13 protein-coding genes are annotated in these 22,638 nt (G+C 49.8%); 4 read left to right on the forward strand and 9 right to left on the reverse strand.

What is annotated here, in order from left to right:
- Positions 1-52: 52 nt before the first annotated feature.
- From BT105_RS03115 to BT105_RS03140, 6 genes are all read right to left on the reverse strand, one after another.
- The gene (locus tag BT105_RS03115) at positions 53-2,029 is read right to left on the reverse strand and encodes a bifunctional 4-hydroxy-3-methylbut-2-enyl diphosphate reductase/30S ribosomal protein S1 (protein ID WP_072299377.1); all 1,977 of its coding nucleotides are present in this window, start codon (positions 2,027-2,029) and stop codon (positions 53-55) included.
- Positions 2,022-2,660, reverse strand: a complete 639-nt coding sequence (locus BT105_RS03120; RefSeq protein WP_072299378.1) for a lysophospholipid acyltransferase family protein — start codon at positions 2,658-2,660, stop codon at positions 2,022-2,024. Before BT105_RS03120 ends, BT105_RS03115 begins: the two co-directional genes overlap by 8 nt.
- Positions 2,661-2,670: 10 nt before the next feature.
- Positions 2,671-3,333: a (d)CMP kinase gene (gene cmk, locus BT105_RS03125; RefSeq protein ID WP_072299379.1), complete on the reverse strand. Its 663-nt coding sequence runs from the start codon at positions 3,331-3,333 to the stop codon at positions 2,671-2,673.
- A gap of 34 nt (positions 3,334-3,367) precedes the next feature.
- On the reverse strand, positions 3,368-4,420 hold the full coding sequence (locus tag BT105_RS03130) for a dockerin type I domain-containing protein (RefSeq protein ID WP_072299380.1): 1,053 nt from the start codon (positions 4,418-4,420) through the stop codon (positions 3,368-3,370).
- Positions 4,421-4,461: 41 nt separating this feature from the next.
- The gene (locus BT105_RS03135) at positions 4,462-7,074 is read right to left on the reverse strand and encodes an FtsK/SpoIIIE family DNA translocase (RefSeq protein WP_072299381.1); all 2,613 of its coding nucleotides are present in this window, start codon (positions 7,072-7,074) and stop codon (positions 4,462-4,464) included.
- A gap of 90 nt (positions 7,075-7,164) precedes the next feature.
- Complete coding sequence (locus BT105_RS03140; protein ID WP_072299382.1) at positions 7,165-7,875, reverse strand: ClpP family protease; 711 nt, start codon at positions 7,873-7,875, stop codon at positions 7,165-7,167.
- A gap of 446 nt (positions 7,876-8,321) precedes the next feature.
- Between BT105_RS03140 and BT105_RS03145 the strand changes: the two genes are divergently transcribed.
- From BT105_RS03145 to BT105_RS03160, 4 genes are all read left to right on the forward strand, one after another.
- Positions 8,322-10,862 carry a glycoside hydrolase family 9 protein gene (locus BT105_RS03145; RefSeq protein WP_072299383.1) on the forward strand — a complete coding sequence of 847 codons (2,541 nt, stop codon included), beginning with the start codon at positions 8,322-8,324 and terminating at the stop codon, positions 10,860-10,862.
- A 324-nt stretch (positions 10,863-11,186) separates the two neighbouring features.
- Complete coding sequence (locus BT105_RS03150; protein WP_072299384.1) at positions 11,187-14,294, forward strand: glycoside hydrolase family 9 protein; 3,108 nt, start codon at positions 11,187-11,189, stop codon at positions 14,292-14,294.
- A 657-nt stretch (positions 14,295-14,951) separates the two neighbouring features.
- A complete protein-coding gene (locus BT105_RS03155; RefSeq protein ID WP_278289560.1) occupies positions 14,952-15,803 on the forward strand; it encodes an Mbeg1-like protein in 852 nt (283 codons plus the stop codon).
- Positions 15,804-15,813: 10 nt separating this feature from the next.
- Positions 15,814-18,204: an endonuclease MutS2 gene (locus tag BT105_RS03160; RefSeq protein ID WP_072299386.1), complete on the forward strand. Its 2,391-nt coding sequence runs from the start codon at positions 15,814-15,816 to the stop codon at positions 18,202-18,204.
- Positions 18,205-18,370: 166 nt separating this feature from the next.
- Here the strand turns inward: BT105_RS03160 and BT105_RS03165 are convergent, their stop codons facing one another.
- The 3 genes from BT105_RS03165 to BT105_RS03180 form a co-directional block, all read right to left on the reverse strand.
- A complete protein-coding gene (locus BT105_RS03165; RefSeq protein ID WP_072299387.1) occupies positions 18,371-19,477 on the reverse strand; it encodes a cation diffusion facilitator family transporter in 1,107 nt (368 codons plus the stop codon).
- Between the two features lie 250 nt (positions 19,478-19,727).
- A complete protein-coding gene (locus BT105_RS03175) occupies positions 19,728-20,087 on the reverse strand; it encodes a TerY-C metal binding domain-containing protein (protein WP_037325233.1) in 360 nt (119 codons plus the stop codon).
- Positions 20,077-22,314: a substrate-binding domain-containing protein gene (locus BT105_RS03180; RefSeq protein ID WP_072299389.1), complete on the reverse strand. Its 2,238-nt coding sequence runs from the start codon at positions 22,312-22,314 to the stop codon at positions 20,077-20,079. Before BT105_RS03180 ends, BT105_RS03175 begins: the two co-directional genes overlap by 11 nt.
- Between the last annotated feature and the right edge of the window lie 324 nt (positions 22,315-22,638).

The following is a 22,638-nucleotide window of genomic DNA, read 5'->3' on the forward strand; positions in this document are numbered from 1 at the left end:
TATATTACACAAAAAGGGCTATGCATTTGCATAGCCCTTAAAATTTTACTGATTATTCAGCGTCCTCAGCAGGAGCTTCCTCAGCCTCGTCCTCTGCATTCTCAAGGAGAGCACGCATAGAAATGCTGATTCTCTTTGACTCCTCGTCGATGTCGATGATCTTTACATCAACCTCGTCGCCAACGTTAAGAACGTCCTTGACATTCTCAACCTTCTGGTCAGCGATCTGTGAGATGTGGATAAGACCGTCAACGCCGTCGATGATCTGAGCAAATGCACCAAAGCTTGTGATAGAAACGATAGTAGCCTTAACTACGTCGCCTACCTTATACTTGGACATGAAGATCTCCCAAGGATTGTCCTCAGCCTTCTTGAAGCCGAGAGAGATTCTGTTAGCCTCTCTGTCGAGATCCTTGATGTAAACCTCAAGAGTATCGCCAACGTTAACAACTTCGCTTGGGTGCTTGATTCTCTTCCATGAGAGCTCTGAGATATGAACCATGCCGTCGATGCCGCCGAGATCAACGAATGCACCGAAGCTTGTGAGTGACTTGACCTTACCTGTGTAAGTCTTGCCAACCTCAGCTGTCTCCCAGAACTTAGCCTTAGCTTCTTCCTTCTTAGCGTTCTGAACAGCCTTGATAGAACCAACTGCTCTCTTTCTGCCGCCCTCGGAAACCTCGATAACGATGAACTCTACCTTCTTCTTGAGGAGCTGGTCGAGCTCTGCGCCTCTTGGGAGACCTGTGAGTGAAGCAGGGATAAATACTCTGACACCAAGAACTGTAAGTGTAACGCCCTTGTTTACAACGCTCTGAACAACGCCCTCGAGAACTGTGCCTTCCTGCTGAGCCTTTACGATCTTCTCGTAGCCGGCCTGCTCGTCCACCTTTCTCTTGGAGAGAGCAACTGTACCCTCTGCGTCGTTTACCTTGATAACAACAAGATCGATCTCGTCGCCTACGCTGACAATGTCAGAAGGCTTCTTTGAAGGATCGTCTGTAAGGTCATCAAGAGCAACATAGCCGGTGTGCTTTGTACCGAGGTCTACGATAGCCTCTGTATTGTTTACGGCGATAACGGTGCCTTTAACTTTCTCTCCTGTATGTATTTTTTTGAATGACTCGTCGAGTGCCTGAGCAAAATCGATCTCCTCATCCTGATTAGCTGCAAGAATTTCATTTTCTGCCATTTTGGTTTGTACCTCCTTGATTATATAGGCGGGGGTTGATGCGCCTGCAGTGATGCCGATCTTCTCGGCATTTGGAAGCTTTAAAGTCCGAAGCTCGTCCGAATTCTCAATATGATACGTTTTACAATAGCGGCTGCAGACTTCATAAAGCTTGACAGTATTTGAACTGTGTCTGCCGCCGACTACAAGCATTATGTCAGAGTTTTTGGCAAGCTCGGCAGCGTCGGACTGACGTGTGTCGGTAGCGTTGCAAATGGTATCATATATGACGATATCGGGATCGTCCTTCGGGATCACGTTTAAACACTCACCCCATACTACTATATTATACGTCGTTTGCGCCACAATTGCAAGCTTTTTTCGCAAATTTTTATAATTTTTTTCAAAAAAGGCTTTTAGCTCAAAGTTGTCCTTAAAAACAAGGCAATTTTCGTCACAATGACCAACTATGCCCTGAACCTCGGGGTGGTTGCGGTCTCCTGCTATTAGGATAAAGTATCCTTCGGCAGTTTTTTCAGCCACGATCTTGTGGATACGGGACACGAAAGGGCAGGTTGCGTCCAGCATACGGTTGCCCTTAGCCTTTATCTGCTCGTAAATCTCCCTGCCTACGCCGTGGGAGCGGATAACTACAGTCTCATCGGGCTTCAGCTCGTCAACCGTGTCGATTATCCTTGCGCCCTTGGCCTGCATATCGTTTACGACGTCCTGATTGTGGATAATAGGGCCGAGAGTAGCCACATTTGTGTTCTTTTCCAGCTCGCCGTAGACCATTTTCACGGCTCTGTCAACGCCGAAGCAGAAGCCTGCGGACTTGGCAACTGTTACCTTATTCATCAGCGGTATCCTCCTTTTTCTCCTCGGCAGGAGCCTCCTGCTCGCCTTCAACAATGAGCTTTATATCAGCCATATAGCGGTTCTTGAGCTTTACAAGCTGACGCGGATTGGGAGTATCGCTTATCTCGCAGTACTCCGCAGGATCAATGGGAGTGCCGTATTTTACGGTGATATGTGTGCGGAATTTGAGCTTTCCCTCGAAAACTATGCCTACGGGGATTATATGCTTGCCTGAACGGGCAGCGATAAGTGCCGCTCCTGTGTGACCTCTGCCCACCTTGCCGTCCTTGGAGCGAGTGCCCTCGGGGAATATCATAAGGCTTCTTCCGCTGTCAAGGCGTTCAACGGCAGTATCTATAACTCCCGTGTCGCCCTTGCCGCGAGCCACGGGAAAAGCTCCGAGGGAGCTTATGAGCCACGCGAAGAGCTTGTTTTGGAAGAGCTCCTCCTTAGCCATGAATGCGTATTTGCCCCTGCCGCCTGCGCCGAGAATAGGCGGATCGGCATTTGAGCGGTGATTTGAGGCATAGATAACAGGAGTACCCTTGGGGATATTCTCCCTGCCCTCAAAGCGGAGCTTGTATGCAATGTGCATTGCGAGCCATACCAGAAACTTTGCTATGTAATACATAAGCTTCTCCTTATTTTACTCTGTCGGTGATTATCTTCACGATAGCTGCCGCGGACTCCTCTAAATTCAGCTTTGTTGTGTCCACAAGCACAGCGTCCTCAGCCTGTTTCAGCGGAGCTGTCTCGCGGTGCATATCCTGATAGTCGCGCTTGATGATATCGTCGAGTATCTCCTGATATGTGGGGCAGTTGGGCTTCTCGGCAAGCTCCTTGTAGCGGCGGTTTGCTCTTTCCTCGGCAGAAGCTGTTAGGAATATCTTCACATCAGCGTTGGGGAGAACTACCGTGCCGATATCGCGTCCGTCCATGAGTACGTTGTTTTCACGGGCTATTTTCTGCTGAGTCTCGAAGAGGTATGCTCTTACCGCAGGGATAGCCGATGTGCGTGAAGCCGCCATTGATATCTCGGGAGTTCTGATAAGGTCTGAAACGTCCCTGTCACCGAGGAAAACGCGCTGAGCGCCGTCGATGAATCTGAGCTGAACGTCAGCCTTTGGCAGAGAAGCCTCGATATCCTCGTCCTTGATGTTGTTCTCGGTGATATAGAGGGCGATAGTGCGGTAGAGAGCGCCTGTATCTACATAAATGTAGCCCAGCTCCTTTGACACCATTTTTGCGATAGTGCTCTTGCCTGCACCTGCAGGTCCGTCAATTGCGATATTTACAGTTTTCATTATGATAGCTCCTTTATATAATAAGTATACTCTGTTATTTTTTAGCCTTTTCCATGTAAGCCTCAAAGCTTTCCGCAGCTCCTGCGGAAGTGGATGTATAGGCATAATAGGAGAGGATATATGACGCATCAACAGCGTTTACTGAACCGTTTGAATCAACGTCAGCCGCAAGAGTCTGTCTGTCGTCAGTGAATGTGGTCTTTTTGCCGCTGGACACGGAAGCGTACTCAGTCAGCGCTATGGAAGCGTCAACAGCGTTGACAGAAAAATCGTTATTTATGTCGCCTAACTTGTAGGGCGGATCGGCAATAACGGTAATGCCCCCTGTAGCAAGCCCGTTGGTGAAGATGTGCTTTGTCATAGCTTCGCCCTTGCTGTCGTAGGCAAAATTAGTAAACAAAGGCTTTATCTTGCCGTATTTGGAGTCTCCTATCTTTACATCGAATACATCGCCCTTCTTGCAGTCCGCAGGGAGAGTGAATGTGAGCTCCCACATAATGCCGTCAGCGCCAAGGTCGGAACCTCCGCTGGTGGTAAGCACCATAAAATCCTTGGTATCGCCGAAAGCCTGCTCTGTGGTGAGTTTTTCCACAGCCTTGCCTGCAACTGCTGTCTCAGCGGTCATGCGGCTGTCGTAGTAAACGTAGATAAGAGTATCGCAGTACAGACCGTTTGCACCGTCAACGGACAGATATATCTTCTGCTTTTTGGTTCTTGCCTCGGTCTGGCAGACCTCTGTGCTGCTAAGGTGGAAAACAGGCTGTCCCTGTACAGCAGGCTTGTATGTAGTGGTAGTCGTTGTAGTCGTCGGTGCGGCTGTAGTGACCTTGGCTGTTGTAGTTGTTGTCGCCTTGGCAGTTGTGGTCGCCTTTGCGGTAGTTGTTGTGACAGCAGGCTTTGCAGTCGTAGTAGTGACTGCTTTCTTTGCTGTAGTGGTCACAGCAGGAGCGCTTACTCTGTTTGTATTATAAATAGTATCGCCGCTTACAGCAGCTTTGTTTTCTGCCATTGTTCCCATGGGGGACGGCATTGCGCCGACTATCAAAGCTGCGGCAGCTGCCGCGGAAATAATCCCTTTAAGCTTCATAAAAACCTCCAAAAATTACGTTATATCCCTGTACAGTTGAATTATTCGTCCATTCTGCGCAGTCTCCACTCGTCGTACTGCATTTTCGACATGAGCACCTTTCGGGGCTTAGCGCCCTCGCTGGCGCCGATGACTCCGCGCTCTTCAAGCTCGTCCATGATACGTGCTGCTCTTGCGTAGCCCAGCTTCAGCTTTCTCTGGAGCATTGATGTGGACAGCTGTCCTGCGTCCACAGCTACCTTTATGGCAGCCTCAACGATATCCTCGTCACTGCCGCCGCCCGTCGAAGCACCGCTGTCAGAGCCGCCTGAGCTGCCCTGAGCCTGCGGAGTATAATTGTCAACGGTCACTACGACATCAGGATCGTATTTGACCTCTGCCTGTGCTTTGATATAGCGGACTGTTTCCGCGATATCGTCATTTGGCGAGAAGCAGCCCTGTACACGGACAGGCTTGCCTGCGCCGATAGGCATATACAGCATATCGCCGTTTCCGAGGAGCTTGTCCGCGCCGCCCATATCAATGATAGTACGGGAGTCGGTGACGGATTTTACCGAGAGAGCGATACGGCTTGGGATATTGGCTTTGATAAGACCTGTGATAACGTCGGTGGTAGGACGCTGTGTTGCAACTACAAGGTGCATACCTGCGGCACGTCCCATTTGTGCAAGACGGCAGATGTAGTCCTCCACGTCCTTGCCTGCAACCAGCATCATATCAGCAAGCTCGTCGATGAATACGACTATCTGAGGCATTCTCACAAGGTCGCCGTCCACCTCTGCAAGCTCGTTGTAGGACTTTAAGTCGTTGGCACCTGCCTCTGCGAAGATATTATAGCGGCGCATCATTTCGTTTACCGCCCAGCAGAGAGCACCTGCGGCACGTTTACAGTCCGTAACGATAGGAATGAGCAGGTGTGGGATATTCTCGAATATCTTGAATTCAACGATCTTAGGATCGATGAGTATGAGCTTTACCTCGTCGGGAGTTGCATTGTAGAGGATACTCATTATAATAGAACGGGTGCAGACGGATTTACCGGAACCCGTCGTACCTGCGATGATAACATGGGGCATTTTTGCGATATCACCAAGGATTATATTGCCTGTGATATCCTTGCCGACAGCAAATGTCAGCTTGCTCTTTGAATCTCTGAACTCGGGAGAAGCGATTATCTCTCGGAGAGTTACCGTATCCTTGGTGGTGTTCGGTATCTCGATGCCTACAGCCGCCTTTCCGGGTACGGGAGCTTCTATACGGACGCCCTGAGCCGCAAGGCTGAGAGCAATATCGTCTTCAAGCCCCTTTATTTTTGAAACCTTGATACCGGGACCCGGCTGTATCTCGTAACGGGTGATAGACGGTCCGCGGAAGATGTCCTTTATCCTTACCTCGACGCCGAAGCTTGACAGAGTATTCTTGATGACCTCAGCCTTTTCACGCATTTCCTCCATAGCCTCGGTACGGTTTGAGCGTATCTCGGGACGGGTGAGTATGTCGATAGGGGGAAGTATGTACACGGGCTTTTCTTCCTCGGGCTCTTCCTCCTCGATGATCTCCTCGTCAGCGTTAACGGGCTTCTTGTCAGCCGCCTTGCTGATAAGCTGTTCGAGTCCCTCGTCGGTGACTGCTGTCTCCTCGTTTTCTTCGGGAACTTCCTCGGGCACTGCCTCAGGAGCCTTTACCTTTTTCAGCGGCGGAAGCTTTTCCGCAGGTGAAGGTGCGGGAGACTGATCGATATCGACATCTATGGAGCTTCCGTCGTCCTCGGGCGCAGCGCTGTCGTGAACGATAAGGTGGTCTGTGGGGAGCGGTATATCCAAGTCAAAGAAGCCGTCGGGGAGAGCCTCCACAGCTTTTTTGTTCTGCGCTTTTTTCTCAGAGGGCTTCTGTGAGGACTTACGGGAATTAGCGATGTTTATAGCTTCGAGGTCGGCGTCGAAGTTGCGCTTCTCGCGGTCGTCGTCGTTGTCGTCGTCCTCAAATGCGTCTACGAAGTCTCCGCCGATGAACATATTCTGTATGCCGTTGACGCATTTTCCGATGAATACGAATGGAGTTGCAAGGAGCTTGAGAAAGTCCACAAGTCCGCGTCCCGAAAGGAGCATACCGAACACGAAGAACAGTACCAGTGATATGAGCCTTGCGCCAAGCTTGCCGAAGAATTTCAGCAGAGGTCCTGCGAAAAGGAGACTTGCCACGCCGCCGCTTTTCAGCTTAGCGCCCTCCTCGTAGAGTATCTTGAAGTGACCGCCCCATGTACCGCCGGGGATACGTCCCACCACGAATATCTGGAATGCGGCGCTTGCAAGGAATATCATTGCGATACACCAGACGTTCCTGCCGCTGAGGTCCTTTTTGGTCTGCTCGGTGCCAAGTTTAACCGCTGTGTATATGAGTATAACGGGTATGAGGAACGCCGCTATGCCGAAAACTCCAAGCAGGAGATTATGCAGTGCCAGCCAGCCCTTTGTACCCTTTACGAGCACCATGAGAGCGGTGAGGACTCCCAGTGCGAAAAGGAGTATCGACCACAGCTGATTGCTTTCGTTCTGCGGAGCCGTCGTCTTTGTATTTGCCTTGACAGGCTCTCTTTTGGGAGCTTCTGACTTTTTCTTCGGTGCTCCCTTGGTATTTTTCTTTGCTTCTGCCATATTTGCCTCCGTTGTTCTTTCACATTATGTATCCGTGCCGATATTGTAGCATAAAATATGCGCAAAAAAGCGCGTATCGGCACAGCGCGGTCAGTCCGCGTATCTTTTTTCTGTAGTTTCTATCATCTCGTAAAGACAGTCCATTGCGTCACCGAGACTTCCAAGGCTGTCGATAAGTCCCAGCTCTACGGCTTTTTCGCCCTCAACCACGCTTCCCACATCGAGAACGAGCTCCTCGGTGTTCATCAGCAGAGTACGGAAGTTTTCCTCGGTGATACTGCTGTTTTTCGTGACGAAGCGAACTATCCTGTCCTGCATCTTGTCGAAATAGGAGAGAGTCTGAGGCACTCCGAGAACAGTGCCGTTCATGCGGACGGGGTGGATAGTCATTGAAGCCGTAGGAACGATGAATGAGCGCTTTGCACTGACGGCGAGGGGGACTCCGATAGAGTGTCCGCCGCCCACGACCAGCGATACGGTGGGAGTTTTCATGCCTGCGATAAGCTCCGCAATGGCAAGCCCTGCCTCCACGTCACCGCCTACGGTGTTGAGGATAATGAGCAGTCCCTCAACGCTCCTGTCCTGTTCGATAGCCACAAGAGCAGGGATAATATGCTCGTATTTGGTGGTCTTGTTCTGCTCTGCCAGAACGTAATGTCCTTCTATCTGTCCGACTACGGACAGGCAGTGGATAAGGTGCTTTGAATTTCTGGATACCGTCTGACCGTTTTCACGGGCGAGCTCGGCTTCTTCAAGCGCCTCCTCCGCAGGAGAATCGACCTTTTTATTTTCGTCTGTCATGTATACACCTCCGAAGCTATTTTGCGCAGGCTTCGTGAGCGTATACATTATTATTATATACTTTTGCATTTTAAAAGTCAAGCGAATTAAGAGCTAAGAACTAAGAGCTAAGAACTAAGAGCTAAGAACTAAGAGCTGAGAACTAAGAGCTAAGAACTAAGAGCTGAGAATTGAGAGTTAAGAATGCAGGGGGCGCTGGCTCAGCTCTTTCCGAAAATAATGCAGCCGTATACATTTTGCGGCGTAAGCGATATTCGGCTAACGATCCTGATGAATGTGAGCGAGTTTACGAGCGGCAACGTGGCAAGCGGTCGAGCTGGCACAGCTCGTTTGTGAAAAATGTTGTTTTTGGCTTGACAAATCTGCGGTTTTATTGTATATTTAAGGTGTATAGGTGTGGTGCGCTGCCACATCTGAAAATATTTAATACGAGAGGGGTATTAAAAATGATAATCAAAAAAATCACGGCGGCAGCTTCTGCACTCGCTATGTCTATGGGTATGCTCTCATACGCTCCCACAGCAGGTCAGCAGGACGCTGCTTCCACAGCAAAGGCAGCTTCAAGCTACAACTACGCTGAGGCTCTCCAGAAGTCAATGTTCTTCTACGAAGTACAGCAGTCAGGCAAGCTCCCCGAATGGAATCAGGTACCGTGGCGTGCAGACTCCATGGTGGACGAGGACGGCAAAGAGACTGATGTTGTTCCCGGCGGCTGGTTCGACGCAGGCGACCACTTCAAGTTCTGCCTTACAAATGCTTACTCGGCTTCTATGCTGGGCTGGGGCTACATCGAGTATGAGGACGCTGTTAAAAAGGCCGGTCTTGACGACCTCTACCGTAAGAACCTTCAGTGGGGACTTGACTACGTTATGGGCTGCGACAAGGGCGGCGGAAGCGTAGTAGGAACTATCGGCGACTTCACAGGCGGCTCTACCGACCATAACATCTGGTGCAGCGCCGAGGTATACCTCCGCAAGCATCATCTTAACAACGGCGACTGGGAGCGTCCTTATGACGTTATCAAGAATGCTTCCGTAGCAGGTCTTTCGGCAGCAGCACTTGCAGAGGGCTATATTATATTCAAGGACAGCGATCCCGACAAGGCTGCCCAGTATCTCAAGCACGCAAAGGATCTCTTTGAGGGAGCTGACAAGATCAGAGCCTGCAAGGATATCGGCGGCATGAGCGGAATGTACAAAACAGAATCATGGATCGACGACTGTATGTTCGCAGCTCTGTGGCTCTACAAGGCTACAGGCGATAAGACTTATCTTGACAAGGTCGAAAAGGACTATATCCCCAACTTCCCGCTTGAGGAGCAGTCTACTGCAAGGAAGTATACATGGGGCCTCTGCTGGGACGATACTTCACAGGGCGCTGCATTCCTCTATGCTCAGATAACAAAGGATCAGGAGTGGATCGACCACTGCGCACGCCATCTCAAATACTGGATGGGCGAGGACGAGAAGAAGCTCCAGTCCATAACTCCAAAGGGACTTTCATGGCTGTTCCAGTGGGGCTGTCTCCGTCACGCAACAACAACTGCGTTCCTTGCAAAGCTGGGCTCTGATACAATATTCAAGGGCACTGCAAATGAGAGCAAGTTCGACAAATGGGGCGACTCACAGATGAACTACTGCTTCGGCGATAACGAAATGGGACTCAGCTATGTTCTCGGTATGGGTGAGAAAAGCCCTACAGCTATCCACCACAGAACAACTTCGGGCGTTCACGACGACCACTGGAATGACCTCGGTCAGAAGTCGAGCGGCACAGAGGGCTGGCAGACTGAGTATGCTCATACTCTCTACGGCGCACTTATCGGCGGTCCTGACAGCAAGGGCAACTACGGCGACTACAAGGTAGCAGATTACCAGTACACAGAGGTAGCTATCGACTACAACGCAGGCTATACAGCTTGTCTCTGTGCTATGATAGACGATTACGGCGGAGCTCCTCTTGCAGACTTCCCGCCTGCTGAAATGCCGAAGTGGGCTGAGTGGGAGGTAGCTGCTGTAGTAAATGGAACAGCAGGTACTACATACACCGAGATAAAGGCTTGGGCTATGAACCACACAGCATGGCCTGCAAGAGTTGCCAAGGACGTTGAGTACAGATACTTCTTCGATGTATCTGAGGTCATCGACGCAGGTCTCTCTGTTGATGATATCAAGGTAGAGGGCAAGTCACAGCAGTACGAGAGCGGTCAGGGACACGCTACAGTTACAGGTCCTCACAAGTATGAGGGCGATCCTACAGGAAATACATACTATGCAAGCATAAAGTTCGACGACGGCAGAGCTATCCAGCCTACAGGTCAGAGCGAGCACAGAGACGAGGTACAGTTCAGGATCTCTATTCCTGACGCAGTAGACGGCAAGTCCACAGCAGGAGCATGGGATACTTCAAACGACTGGTCATACCTCGGCGGTCTTGCAAAGGCTACAGACCTCAAGAAGGCTGATTCTCTCAACGAGCATATGCCTATGTACGTTGACGGCGTTATCGCATGGGGCGAGGAGCCTGACGGCACTAAGTTCGTAGCTAAGCCATGCACAAAGGGCAATGGGAGTAGTACACCAGCAACAGGCACAACAACCACAACAACCTCAGTTACAACTACAACAAGCAGTTCAACAAGCAGCACAACAACTGCTACAACAACTAAGAAGGATCCTGACAAGACTACCGTGACAACTACAAAGGGCGGACCTGACTATGAGGGCGATAACACAAAGCCTGACTGGGGCGACGCTAACTGCGACAAGGGCGTTGACCTTGCAGACGCTGTTATCATCATGCAGGCTCTGGCTAATCCGAATAAGTACGGCACAAGCGGTACTGACGACCACCACATCACAGAGCAGGGTACTATCAACGGCGACGTTTTCGAGAACGGCTCGGGCATCACTTCAGCTGACGCTCTGACTATCCAGAAGTACCTTCTCCATACCATTCAGGTGCTCCCCGAGAGCTACAAAAAGTAAGCTTTTGGGCGCGGAAAAGGCTTTATAAGAAAAATAATGAATTAATTCACATTCAGGAAATAAGAGGGTTTTGCAGCCCTCTTATTTCTTTTACCTTTTTGGCATTGTACACAAAATTTTCACAATCCCATTAGGGAAATGAACGAAATTCCAGAAAACTATTTACTTTTTTTTCACGATATAATATAATATGATTGGTAAACAGAGGTCGGTGCAAGCTCCGCTCAGGAGGCTCTGTTTAGCCCATAATACAAGCATATACCGCAGCGTTTGCACTGACACTGCGTTATAAGTTATATTCAAATTTTCAGGGAGGGTATTCAAATGCACAAGAATGCAAAGAAGCTTATTGCCAGCGTAATGTCCATGGCTATGATCATTCCTTCAGCAGCTACTATGGTTGCTCCTATGAATGCATCAGCTGGTCTGGTCGTTGGTGAGAGCGAATTCACACACAAGGCACTTCCATGGCACACTTGTGAGTCATCACCTGCTAAGCAGGACTTCAACCTTGAGGACGGTTCATTCCATGTAAAGGTTCTCGTTCCAGAGGGCGCTGACCACGAGAAGTGGGACCTTCAGGTAAGACACAGAAACCTCAACTTCAAGGCTGGCCACGAGTACAAGGTAAGCTGTAAGCTCAAGGGCAGCAGAGACGGTATGGAGATCTGCTCAAAGATCGGTAATATCGCTGGTACAGAAGAGTATTTCGAGCTCGACGGCGGTTCCAAGGATATGCACATGGGACCTGATATGGGCGGTCAGTGGCCACAGGCTGCTGTAAAGCTCACAACTGACTGGCAGACATTCGAGGGTACATTCAAGCCTACTAAGGACCTCGAGGCTTGCGAGTGGTGCTTCCACTATGCAAAGGGTACTAAGTATCAGGGTAATGCTCAGAAAAACGACGAGATCTGGTTTGATGATCTTGTTATCGACTGTGTAACTTGTGGTGACAAGGAGCACGGTGAGGGCTGCTGCAACGCTGATCCTAACGAGGGCTATGGCGCTACAACCCGTGACTACAGTGCTAACTTCGATAAGAATCTTAAGAAGGACGGCAAGACTGTAAACTTCATTTCTGTAAACCAGGTTGGTTATTTCACAAATCTCGCTAAGATCGCTGTTCTCGGCGATAACCAGGGTGATATCCTTCACGGCGCTACAAAGATCAACCTCTCAGGTACATATACATGGGAGCTCGTTGACGCTAAGTCAGGCGACGTTGTTGAGACAGGCGAGACAGGCGCAGTTACTAAGGATGCTGATTCAGCAGACTCAGTTGCTAAGATCGACTTCTCAAAGGCTAACAAGCCAGGCAGATATTACCTCCGCATCAAGGGCGAGGACTGGAGATCATTTGAGTTCAATATCGGCGACGACATCTACACAGACAAGTCACACGATATGCTCAAGAACGCTCTGAACTACTTCTATCAGAACCGTTCAGGTCTCGATATTGAAGAAAAGTACATCACTTCAGGTGATACAAAGACTCTTGCTCACGAAGGTGGTCATAAGACTGATACAGCTTATGTTCAGACAGAGTGGCACAATGAGTACCTCAAGAACGAAGAGGCTACATCTACATATGCTTCATCCAAGATCACAGCTAACAAGGGCTGGTACGATGCTGGTGACCACGGTAAATACGTTGTTAACGGCGGTATCTCTGTATGGACTCTCCTTAATATGTATGAGAGATCTCTGTACAATGAGAAGACTAAGGAAAAGTTCGCTGACGGTTCAGGCACAGTAAATATCCCTGAGAGCGGCGATTCAAAGAAGATTCCTGATATCATCGACGAGTGTCTCTATGAGCTCGAGTTCATGACAGCTATGAAGGTTGACAAGTCCGAGCCTACATGGGGCAGCAAGTGCGCAGGCATGGTTTACCACAAGCTCCACGACCACAAGTGGACAGGTCTTGCTACAAAGCCTTGGGACTACTCAGGCGAGAAGCTCGAGGACGGTTCAAAGGGCTGGAACACAGAGCGTATCGTTAAGCCTCCAACGCTTGCAGCTACACTGAACTACGCTGCTTGTGCAGCTCAGGTTGCAAGACTTATCAAGCCTTATGACGCATCAAAGGCTGAGTTCTATCTCCAGGAAGCTAAGGACGCTTATGCAGCAGCTGACAAGAACTGGTATGAAGCTTCTAAAACAGAAGAGACAAACAAGACTTCACTCTATGCTCCGTTCAACCAGGCTAAGGGCGGTGGTCCTTACGGTGATAACGAGGTAAGAGACGATATGTACTGGGCAGCTTGCGAGATCTTCACATCTTGTAAGGCTCTCGAGGACGGCGACGCTGATACATACCTCACAGCTCTTTCCAAGTATGATAACGCTTTCAAGATCCCTGAGAGAATCACTGGCGGTGAGAACCAGACAGGTACATTCTCAGTTCTTAACTGGGGTAATACAGCTTCCGCTGGTTCTATCTCACTTCTCCTTAACAACCAGTACCTCACAGCTGATCAGAAGGATTCACTGATCACTTCACTCAAGAAGACTGCTGATGCATATATCGCAGAAGAGGAGTCACAGGGCTACGGTATCCCATACAAGTATGACGGTCCCGGATACACTGATGAGAACAACCTCTCCAAGGATATCATCATCAAGGGCTATGAGTGGGGTTCAAACTCAATGGTTATCAACAACCTCATGGCTATTTCCTACGCTTACGATGTAACAGGCGAAGAGAAGTACCTGAACGGTGTTGTTACAGGTATGGATTACCTCCTCGGCTGTAACCCGCTTTCATTCTCATATGTAACAGGTTACGGTACATACAAGGAGAGAAATCCTCACCACAGATACTGGTCACACGAGCTCGACAAGACTCTGCCTATGGCTCCTGACGGAGTTCTCTCAGGCGGTCCTAACGCTGGTCTCCAGGATCCATACGTTCGTGCACTCGGATTCGTTCCCGGTGAGGCTACAAACCCATCACAGAGATGTTTCGTTGACTCAATCGAAGCTTGGTCAACCAACGAGGTTACAATCAACTGGAATGCTCCTCTTGCTTGGATCGTTGAGTTCCTCCAGGATAAGGACGAGAAGTATACATACATCGACGGTAAGCCAAATCCAGATCAGACAACTACAACAACTACAACCAAGGCTCCTGACGACAAGACCACAACAACTACAACTGTAAAGAACCCTGACGATGTTCAGGCTGATGTTTGGGGCGATGCTAACTGCGATAAGGACGTTGATATGTCAGACGTTGTACTTATCATGCAGAACCTTGCTAACCCGAACAAGTATGGCCTTAACGGCTCTGATACAAAGCACATCACAGCTAAGGGTCTTGCTAATGCAGACGTTGCTGAGCATGGTGACGGTGTAACTGCTGGTGACGCACTCCGCATCCAGGAGTACCTCCTCAAGAAGGTTTCTTCACTCGATCCTACTAAGTAATCAAATTACTTGAATAATCAAGAAGCGGCGATATTCGCCGCTTCTTTTTTGTTTATGCGCCCTCCACTTGAAAAGTTAATAAATAAGTGATATAATAGTCAATAGTGCATACGGTTAATCGTTGTATAGCAAATTGATTTATTGAGTGGACCTTTTGAATAAGGTCATTTCGTACCTGTTTCAAGGACCGTTATTTCATTTTTTCTATGACAGAACCCCATAATAACTTGTCGTTTTTAGTAATCAAAAGGGGTTCTGTCATAGAAAAAATCAGCTAAAAGTCTTTGGAAAGGGGTTCGGGGTGACTCCCCGCAGTGCGGGGAGATGTCCGAAGGACAGAGGGGCGCGCCTCCGTCAGAGGGAACCTTTCTTCAGAAAGGTTTTCACCGATAGATCAGCTTAGCTAAACTTCTTACAGGGGGCGGTATTCTGGCAAATATTCTTGATTATCTTGACTGGCGCGGCGATGTTCCTTTTTCTGCTGATCCATTCAATGAAATAGACGGTCTTATTCTTTCTCAGCTGTGCTACGTTAACCTTGACGGCGCAGTTTCAGACAGCTTCGATGAGGAGATCTCTATCCCCGACGCTTACCGCAGGTACCGACCTGACCTCATTGATCCGAAATCGACCATACTTACCTTCGAGCAGGATAATCTGCTTTTCAGAAAGCTTGCGGAGTCAAGACGTTTCCGCGGTACTATGCTGAGAGGCTATGTCAGCGAGAAACAGCATGCCGAGGATATGCAGTTCGCAGCTCTGACCTACAGGCTCGGAGACGGCAGCGGCTTTACGGCGTTCCGCGGCACTGACGGCTCGGTAATCGGCTGGAAAGAGGACTTCACCATAAGCTATATGCAGATGACCTCGGGACAGGAGAGGGCTATCAGCTACCTCAATCACGCCTTTGAGGGCAGCGAATGTCCCATAAGAGTTGGCGGACACTCAAAAGGCGGAAATTCCGCTATATACAGCTCTCTTTTCTGCGATGAGAGCATACGTAAGCGCATAACTAATATATATTCCTTTGACGGACCGGGCTTCCGTGATGAGATACTCAATTCCGAGACATACAAGGAAATGCTGCCGAGAATAAGGAGCTTTATCCCCGAGGCTTCTATCGTGGGAATGCTGCTGGGCAGCGGCTCTGATCCGACTATCGTTAAAAACTCCGCTATCGGTATCAAGCAGCATTATGCCTATAACTGGGAGCTCAAACGCAACCGTTTCCTCCTTGCCGACAGACTGAAAAAGTCGGGAGACGTCATAAACAGAGCAATTTCGGGTATGCTTGAGGACCTCAGCGATACCGAGAGACAGATATTCTCCGACGCTCTGTTCGAGATACTCCGCGCCCCCGATAAGGAGACGCTGAAGGAGATAGCAAAGCTAAAGTCCTATCCGTCCATAATCAAGGCGATATCAAATCTTCGCCCCGAGCAGCAGGCGGTAATGAAAACTGCCTTCAAGAAAATAGCTCAGAACGGAACAGGCGCATTTTTTAAGTAAAGGATAAAACATGGATAAATACTTACAAACACTGGAACTGGACAAAATATTGGAAATGCTGGCGGAGCTGACTTCAAATGAAGAAACACGCCGCATGGCTTTAGCAGTCCGCCCTGACAACGATTTAGAGAGGGTTCGCTATGAATGTCTCAAAACATCGCAGGCGCTTTCACTGTCGGTGCAGTTCGGCACTCCGCCTTTCAGCAATTTCAAGGATATAAGCTCGGTTGCGGCAAGGGCAAAGCAGGGAGCTGTCATATCCCTCCGCGACCTTATGGATATAGGAGCAATGCTTCGCCAGATAAAGGCTCTTGCGGACTGGTACGCTCACTGCGAGAACATGGAAACGGAGCTTAGCTACCTGTTTTCAAGACTACAGCCCAACGACTGGCTGCTTGAAAAGCTGGAGCGCTCCATAATCTCGGAGAACGAGATAGCCGACGCCGCAAGTCCCGAGCTGGCTGCAATACGCCGTAAAATAAACCGCGCAGGTATGCAGCTCCGCGAAACTCTCGATAAGATGATAAAGAACAAGACCACTCAGCAGTACTTGCAGGAGGCGAATGTCACTATCCGTGACGGACGTTTCGTTCTCCCCGTAAAATCGGAGTACCGCGGACAGGTCAGCGGTCTTATACATGATACCTCGGCTACGGGACAGACCATATTCATCGAGCCTATGGCTATCGTCGAAGCCAATAACGATATCCGTCTCCTTGAAGCCAAGGAGCAGGAGGAGATAGAACGCATTATCCGTCAGCTCTGCCGCGACTGCGGCGACTATGCGGATATACTTGCCGAGAATTACAAGGTCTGCACTGAGCTGAACCTCTACTTTGCAAAGTCAAATTTAGCGGCAAAGCTGAACTGCTCACTGCCAGAGATAACAGACGACGGCACTATGCACCTGAAAAAGGCTCGACATCCCCTTATCGACAGGAACAAGGCTGTTCCCGTGGAGATAAGTCTTGGCGAGGACTATCAGGCGCTGATAATCACAGGTCCGAATACAGGCGGTAAGACCGTATCTCTGAAAACTGCGGGACTTCTGGCGGCTATGACAATGTGCGGACTTCTTATCCCTGTTGCAGACGGCAGCAAGATCTCCGTTTACGACCATATCCTTGCGGATATAGGCGACAGCCAGAGCATTGAGCAGAACCTCTCCACATTCTCGTCTCATACAAACAAGGTCATCGAGATACTGAAAACTGCCGACGAGCAGTCGTTGGTGCTTCTTGACGAGCTTGGTTCGGGTACTGATCCCGTGGAGGGCGCGGCACTTGCCATATCCATTATCCGCCGTCTTATGGAGAGCGGCGCAAAGGTAATGGTGACTACTCATTATCAGGAGCTGAAAGTATTTGCAATAGACAGCGAGGGCGTGGAAAACGCCTCCTGCGAGTTCGATATAGAGACGCTGAGACCGACATATAAGCTTATCGTGGGCTCTCCGGGTAAGTCCAACGCTTTCGCTATATCCGAGAGCTTGGGTATGCCGTCGGATATAATCGCTGACGCTAAGTCAAGGGTAAGCGAAGCCAATACCCGTCTTGAAGAGGTTATCGGCAAGCTTGAAGCCAGCCGTATGGAGCTTGAACGCCAGAAAGAGGAGATATCCCGCCTGAGAGCCGAAACGGCTGAGCACGAGGAGACTATCCGTAAGGAGCGCGAACAGCTGGAAAAAACAAAGGCTGAGGAGCTTGAAAAGGCGAGACTTCGTGCAATGACCATTATCGAGCAGACAAAGGCGGAGTCCAACGAGCTTCTTGACGAGCTTGACAGACTGCGCAAGGAAAAGGATAAAAAGGATTTCAGCAGCAACGTTTCGGGCATGAAGTCCAAAACGAAGCAGAGCTTCAACAAGATGTACGATACGGCAAATCCCGTGGAGAAGCGTGATCCCAACGAGGGCTACGTGCTGCCGAGAAAGCTCCGCCGCGGCGATACGGTGTACGTTGTTGACTTGCAGCGCAAGGGTATAATCTCGGGCGAACCCGACGGCAGCGACTTCGTATTCGTGCAAATGGGCGTTATGAAGACCAAGATGAACATATCCCGACTGCGCCTTGAAGAGCCCGAAAAGGTCACTGTGGGCAACAAGTCCATACGTCCTGCACGAAAGATGAACAAGATAGGCGTAAAGGCTGAGCGCAGGGGCAAAATGGAGCTTGATATCCGCGGCTGTACCTGCGACGACGGACTGGTTCAGCTTGACGCATTCATAGATCAGGCGGTAATGTCCAATATCTCCACCGTGACTATTATCCACGGCAAGGGAACGGGACTTCTCAGACAGGCAGTCCAGAATCGTCTGAAGCACCACCCGTCCATAAAGTCGTACAGGCTCGGACTGTTCGGCGAGGGCGAGGACGGCGTTACAATTGCAGAAGTGAAATAAAAAAAGTCCAGCTTTGCTGGACTTTTTTTAAGTTGAGAGTTGAGAATTGAGAGTTGAGAGTTAATGTATTCGCTTTGCTCATTTTATTCAAATAAGTCGCCAAAGGCGACACCACAACTTTCAACTCTTAACTCTAAACTCTCAACTTTACACCGTGGCGGCTTTTTTAGTCGCTGACGTCGGTATCAAGCGTGATACTTACGCTGTAATCGGGGTAAGCCTGCTGAGTTTCGGTGAGGATATGCTCATAGAGCTCCTCGCTGTCGGGAGCGGCAAAGTCTATGATGATATCGAAGTGTATCGTCATGCGCTTTTCGTCAAGATAGAAGCCGTGAATCTGCAAGACATATTCGTGGGACATGACGTTCCTGCGGATATCGCTGTATACCTGCGAAGCGTGGTCGTTCTGAGTATTTACGGCATAGACGCTTATACCTGCAAGAATAACATTGTGCTCCACAAAGGTCTTTTCCGTAATGCGGTGCTCCAGCTTGTCGAGCTCCGCAACTGACAGAGTGTCGGGAACTTCTATATGCACCGAGCCTATAAGCAGGTCGGGACCGTAGCTGTGGAGAATCAGGTCGTATGCGCCCTGAACCTCGGGGAATGAGGTGACGGTATTTTTTATCTCCTTGGAGAGCTCGCTGCTGATACGCTTTCCGATGATGCTGGAGAGACTGTCGCCCAGAATCTCCAGACCTGATTTGATAATGACAAGGGATATGACCGCGCCCAGCCATGCTTCTGTTCTGATATCAAATATAAGGTATATCATAGCCGCAAGGAGAGTCGCCGCCGAGATGACCGAATCCAGCAGGGCGTCCTTGCCCGAAGCGATAAGCGAGTCGGAGTTTACGCTCTCGCCCTTTCTGCGGACGTAAAGTCCGAGGAGTATCTTTACCACAACTGCCGAAGCAACTATGATTATAGCGGCGGCGGAATAATCGGGCACAGGCGGGTGGATTATCTTCTTTATGGACTCCACAAGGGAGGTAACGCCTGCGTATAGAACTATGACGGCTATCAGCGAGGTGCTGAGATTTTCTATCCTGCCGTAGCCATAGGGGTGTTTTTTGTCGGGACGTTTTTGTGCAAGCTTAGTGCCGATAATGGTTATCACCGAGGACATTACGTCGCTGAGATTATTTACGGCGTCCAGTATGATAGCGATAGAGGAGCTGAGTATGCCTACTACAGCCTTGAATGACGCAAGGAACACATTTGCCAGAATACCGATAAGGCTGGTTCTGACAATGACCTTATCTCTGTTCATTGAGGATAGCCTCCTTGATAAAAATGAGTTTGACGTCTTGCAAAAATATGATGATACTAATAAGGGGATTCCAAAGGGACTGTGTTCCTTTGGTCAGGTCAAGGGCTGACAGCCCTTGCAGGGTTTGGGGCAGCGCCCCGATTTCGACAGGCGCCTCGCAAGGGTGAATCCCGAAAACAATCCAGTGAATTGTTTTCGGGAGAGGGACGCCTTGCAAGAGAAGGCGTCCCTTTAGATAATTATCATTATATCAATAATCTCCGCCCTTTACGTCGACCTCGTCCTCAATTCTGGAAACATCGCCTGTGAGTCCGCACCATGCGCAGGAGATACGCTCCTCGTTGTTCCAGCAGCTGAGCTTTCCGCAGCGTGTACACTGCACGAAGCAGACAGACTTGCAGTAGGGACAGCCGTTGTACTCGTCGGCAGGGTAGAGGTTACCTCTTATCTTATTCTTGTCGAAGCCTTCGTGTGAGGCTTTTTTTACGTCAACGGGAAAAGCCCATGTCCTGAACCAGTCCCCCTGCCATTCCTCCACTCTTACTCCGTATATCTTCTGAGTTTCGGGGCATTTCATGAGGATAACTTCAGCTTTAGTATCAGTTTTCATGTTCAACAGCCTTTCTTTTCTGTTCGTCGCGGTATTCTGACGGCGAGCAGCCCTCGCACATCCTGAACTGGCGGACGAAGTAGTTATACGATGAATAGCCGCACTCACGGGATATCTCCGTAACGGTCATATCCGTCTGAGCCAGCAGAGTTTTTGCGTTGTCTATGCGGAACTGTATCATTTCCTCGATAATGCTCCTGCCGAAGTAGGACTTGTATATCTTTTGCAGGTAGCTCTTGCTGAGGTAGAGACTTTCCGCTATTTCGCTTATCTTCCATGGCAGCTCGGGGTTCTTCATTATCCTGTTGCGGAGCAGGCAGAGCTTCTCGAACTGGGGATTTGATGTGGGCTCGGAAATGGTGTAGGTGTACACGCGGTTCACGGTTGCCTTATACATGGCTTCGGACAGGTCTGAGGAGCTGTCAAGCTCAAGGCTGCAAACTCCCACTGTGAAGTCAATATTGCAGTTTTCCTCACTGCTGAACTGAGTTTCACGTATCTTGCCGCAGAGCTGTTCGTATATTGTGGAAACCCTGTTGCTTTCGGGACTTATAACGCATAGAGTCTGCGAAGCCCATGCGCCGCATATCTCGCGCCCGTGTATGCAGGAGCGGAGCTTCTTGGCGAATGCCGCCATAATGCTGTTGGATTTTTCCTCGCCGCTCTGGTAGTAGGCTTTTTTCAGTCCGCCCAGCTCAAAGGTCATGCACTCGATGAAGCGGTTGCCCGAAGCCGCCGACAGCTTGGTTTCAAACTCCTGCTCGATTCCGCTTCTGTTGAGAAGTCCTGTCAGGTGGTCGTAGAGCAGAGCCTTGCTGGTGTTGAGGATAGTGCGGTTCATTATAGCCTTTATGCGAACCTGTTCAAGGGCGACGTTTACGTAGTTTATCCATTTCAGGTACAGTGAGCTGAACGAACGGGGCTCCTTGCCGAAGGAAACTGCGCAGTAGCCGAAGAAGTTATTGTTGTAGTGCAGGGGAGAGATGAAGAATGCGGAGGGGTAGCTGCGCTCCTCGCTGTAATCGGGGAGTATATCCGACGAGCTGAAAAAGCCGTTGGACTCGGACTCACGCCAGATAGCGGACTTCGCAAGAACTACCTTCATCTGGTCGCCTGTGCGGAAACTTAGTTCCTCGGCGTTTTTATCCACGGTGGCGTCCACGTAGCTCTTGGTGAGACATATCCTCACTCTTCTCATTTTATGCAGGAAGTAGGTGTAATTATCCAGCCTGTCGGCAAAAGTGTGGATATTATCCGCATTTGTTATATCAAAGAGCATATCGCCGTAGAGAAGCTGCGTCTCAAAGCGGCTGTTTATGCTTATATTACGCTGTATGCTGTGGCGAAGTCCGGGATTCTCGGTACAGCCGCAGCTCTCGCCCAGACGGAGCTCGCCGTTTTCATTGGGGACTTTGCTGCATATTTTTCCTGTGATAATGCGGTAAAGACGTCTGAGAGCCTCCGCGCCAAGCTGGAAATTAGGACGGCTGTAGCTGGTGATAGATGGTGAGGACTGGTAGCCCTCGATAGAAGCGTCGTAGCCTGTAATGGCTATATCCTCGGGAACTCTGATTCCTGCGTCTGTGAAAAGCTTGGTGAGGGTTATAGCCATAACGTCGTTTCCGCAGACTATAGCCTCGGGACGCTCCAGCTCGCCGCTGAAAATACGCTTTGCATAGCGCTTGGGAGCTTCTGTCCAGAAGTCGCCGTATTCCGTCCAGTCCTTACCTATATTAATATTGTGCTTCTTCATGGAGCACTTATAGCCTGCAAGGCGCTCCTCGCCGCTGAATGTATTCTTCGGACCTGTCAGGCAGTATATTTTTTTGTAGCCGTGAACGTTGATAAGGTGGTCGGTTATGGTCTCAAAGGCTTCGCGGTCGTCCACGGAGGTGGTCTCGAAGCTCTTGTGGTCGTTGTAATCAAGGAGCATGACGGGCTTTTCCGAGCGCTTGCAGAGGTTGTCGATATGGTGGCAGATGTCCTCGTCGTGGAAGGTGTTCCTGTCGTAGATGATACCGTCGATGCTGTCGGAGAGTATAAGGTCGAGGACGGAGCGCTCGGCGTCCTTGTGGACGGAGCGGACGGAGAAGTCATGGAGGGGCGCAATTACTGCGATATCGCAGTTGCTCTTGAAAGCCTGCGTGATTATGCCGCGCAGTATCTCGCTCTGAAAGTCTATATGGCAGTCGGCGATGACCACACCTATAAGTATCCTGCGGCTCATAGTATCTCTCCTTTCGCGTTTAGCCTTTAGCCGTTATTGTTTGCTGAGCCTATGAACGGGATTCCAAAGTGACTGTGTTCCTTTGGCGGAGTGACTCCCCATAAGATGGGGAGATGTCCGTAGGACAGAGGGGACGAACCCGATTAGGGGGCCTTGCAAGAGAAGGCGTCCCTTAATGGACGGATAATATCCGCCATACATCGGGACGCCGAGGGCGGCGTCCCCTACAAATAGCTAACGGCTCTATATGTACTATTGTATCATAGTTTGGTGCCAAATGCAAGATGATTTTATATATTTGTCATGAGAATTACAAATAATCTT

The sequence above is a fragment of the Ruminococcus flavefaciens genome (genome assembly GCF_900119075.1).
Lineage (GTDB): Bacteria > Bacillota > Clostridia > Oscillospirales > Ruminococcaceae > Ruminococcus > Ruminococcus flavefaciens_Q.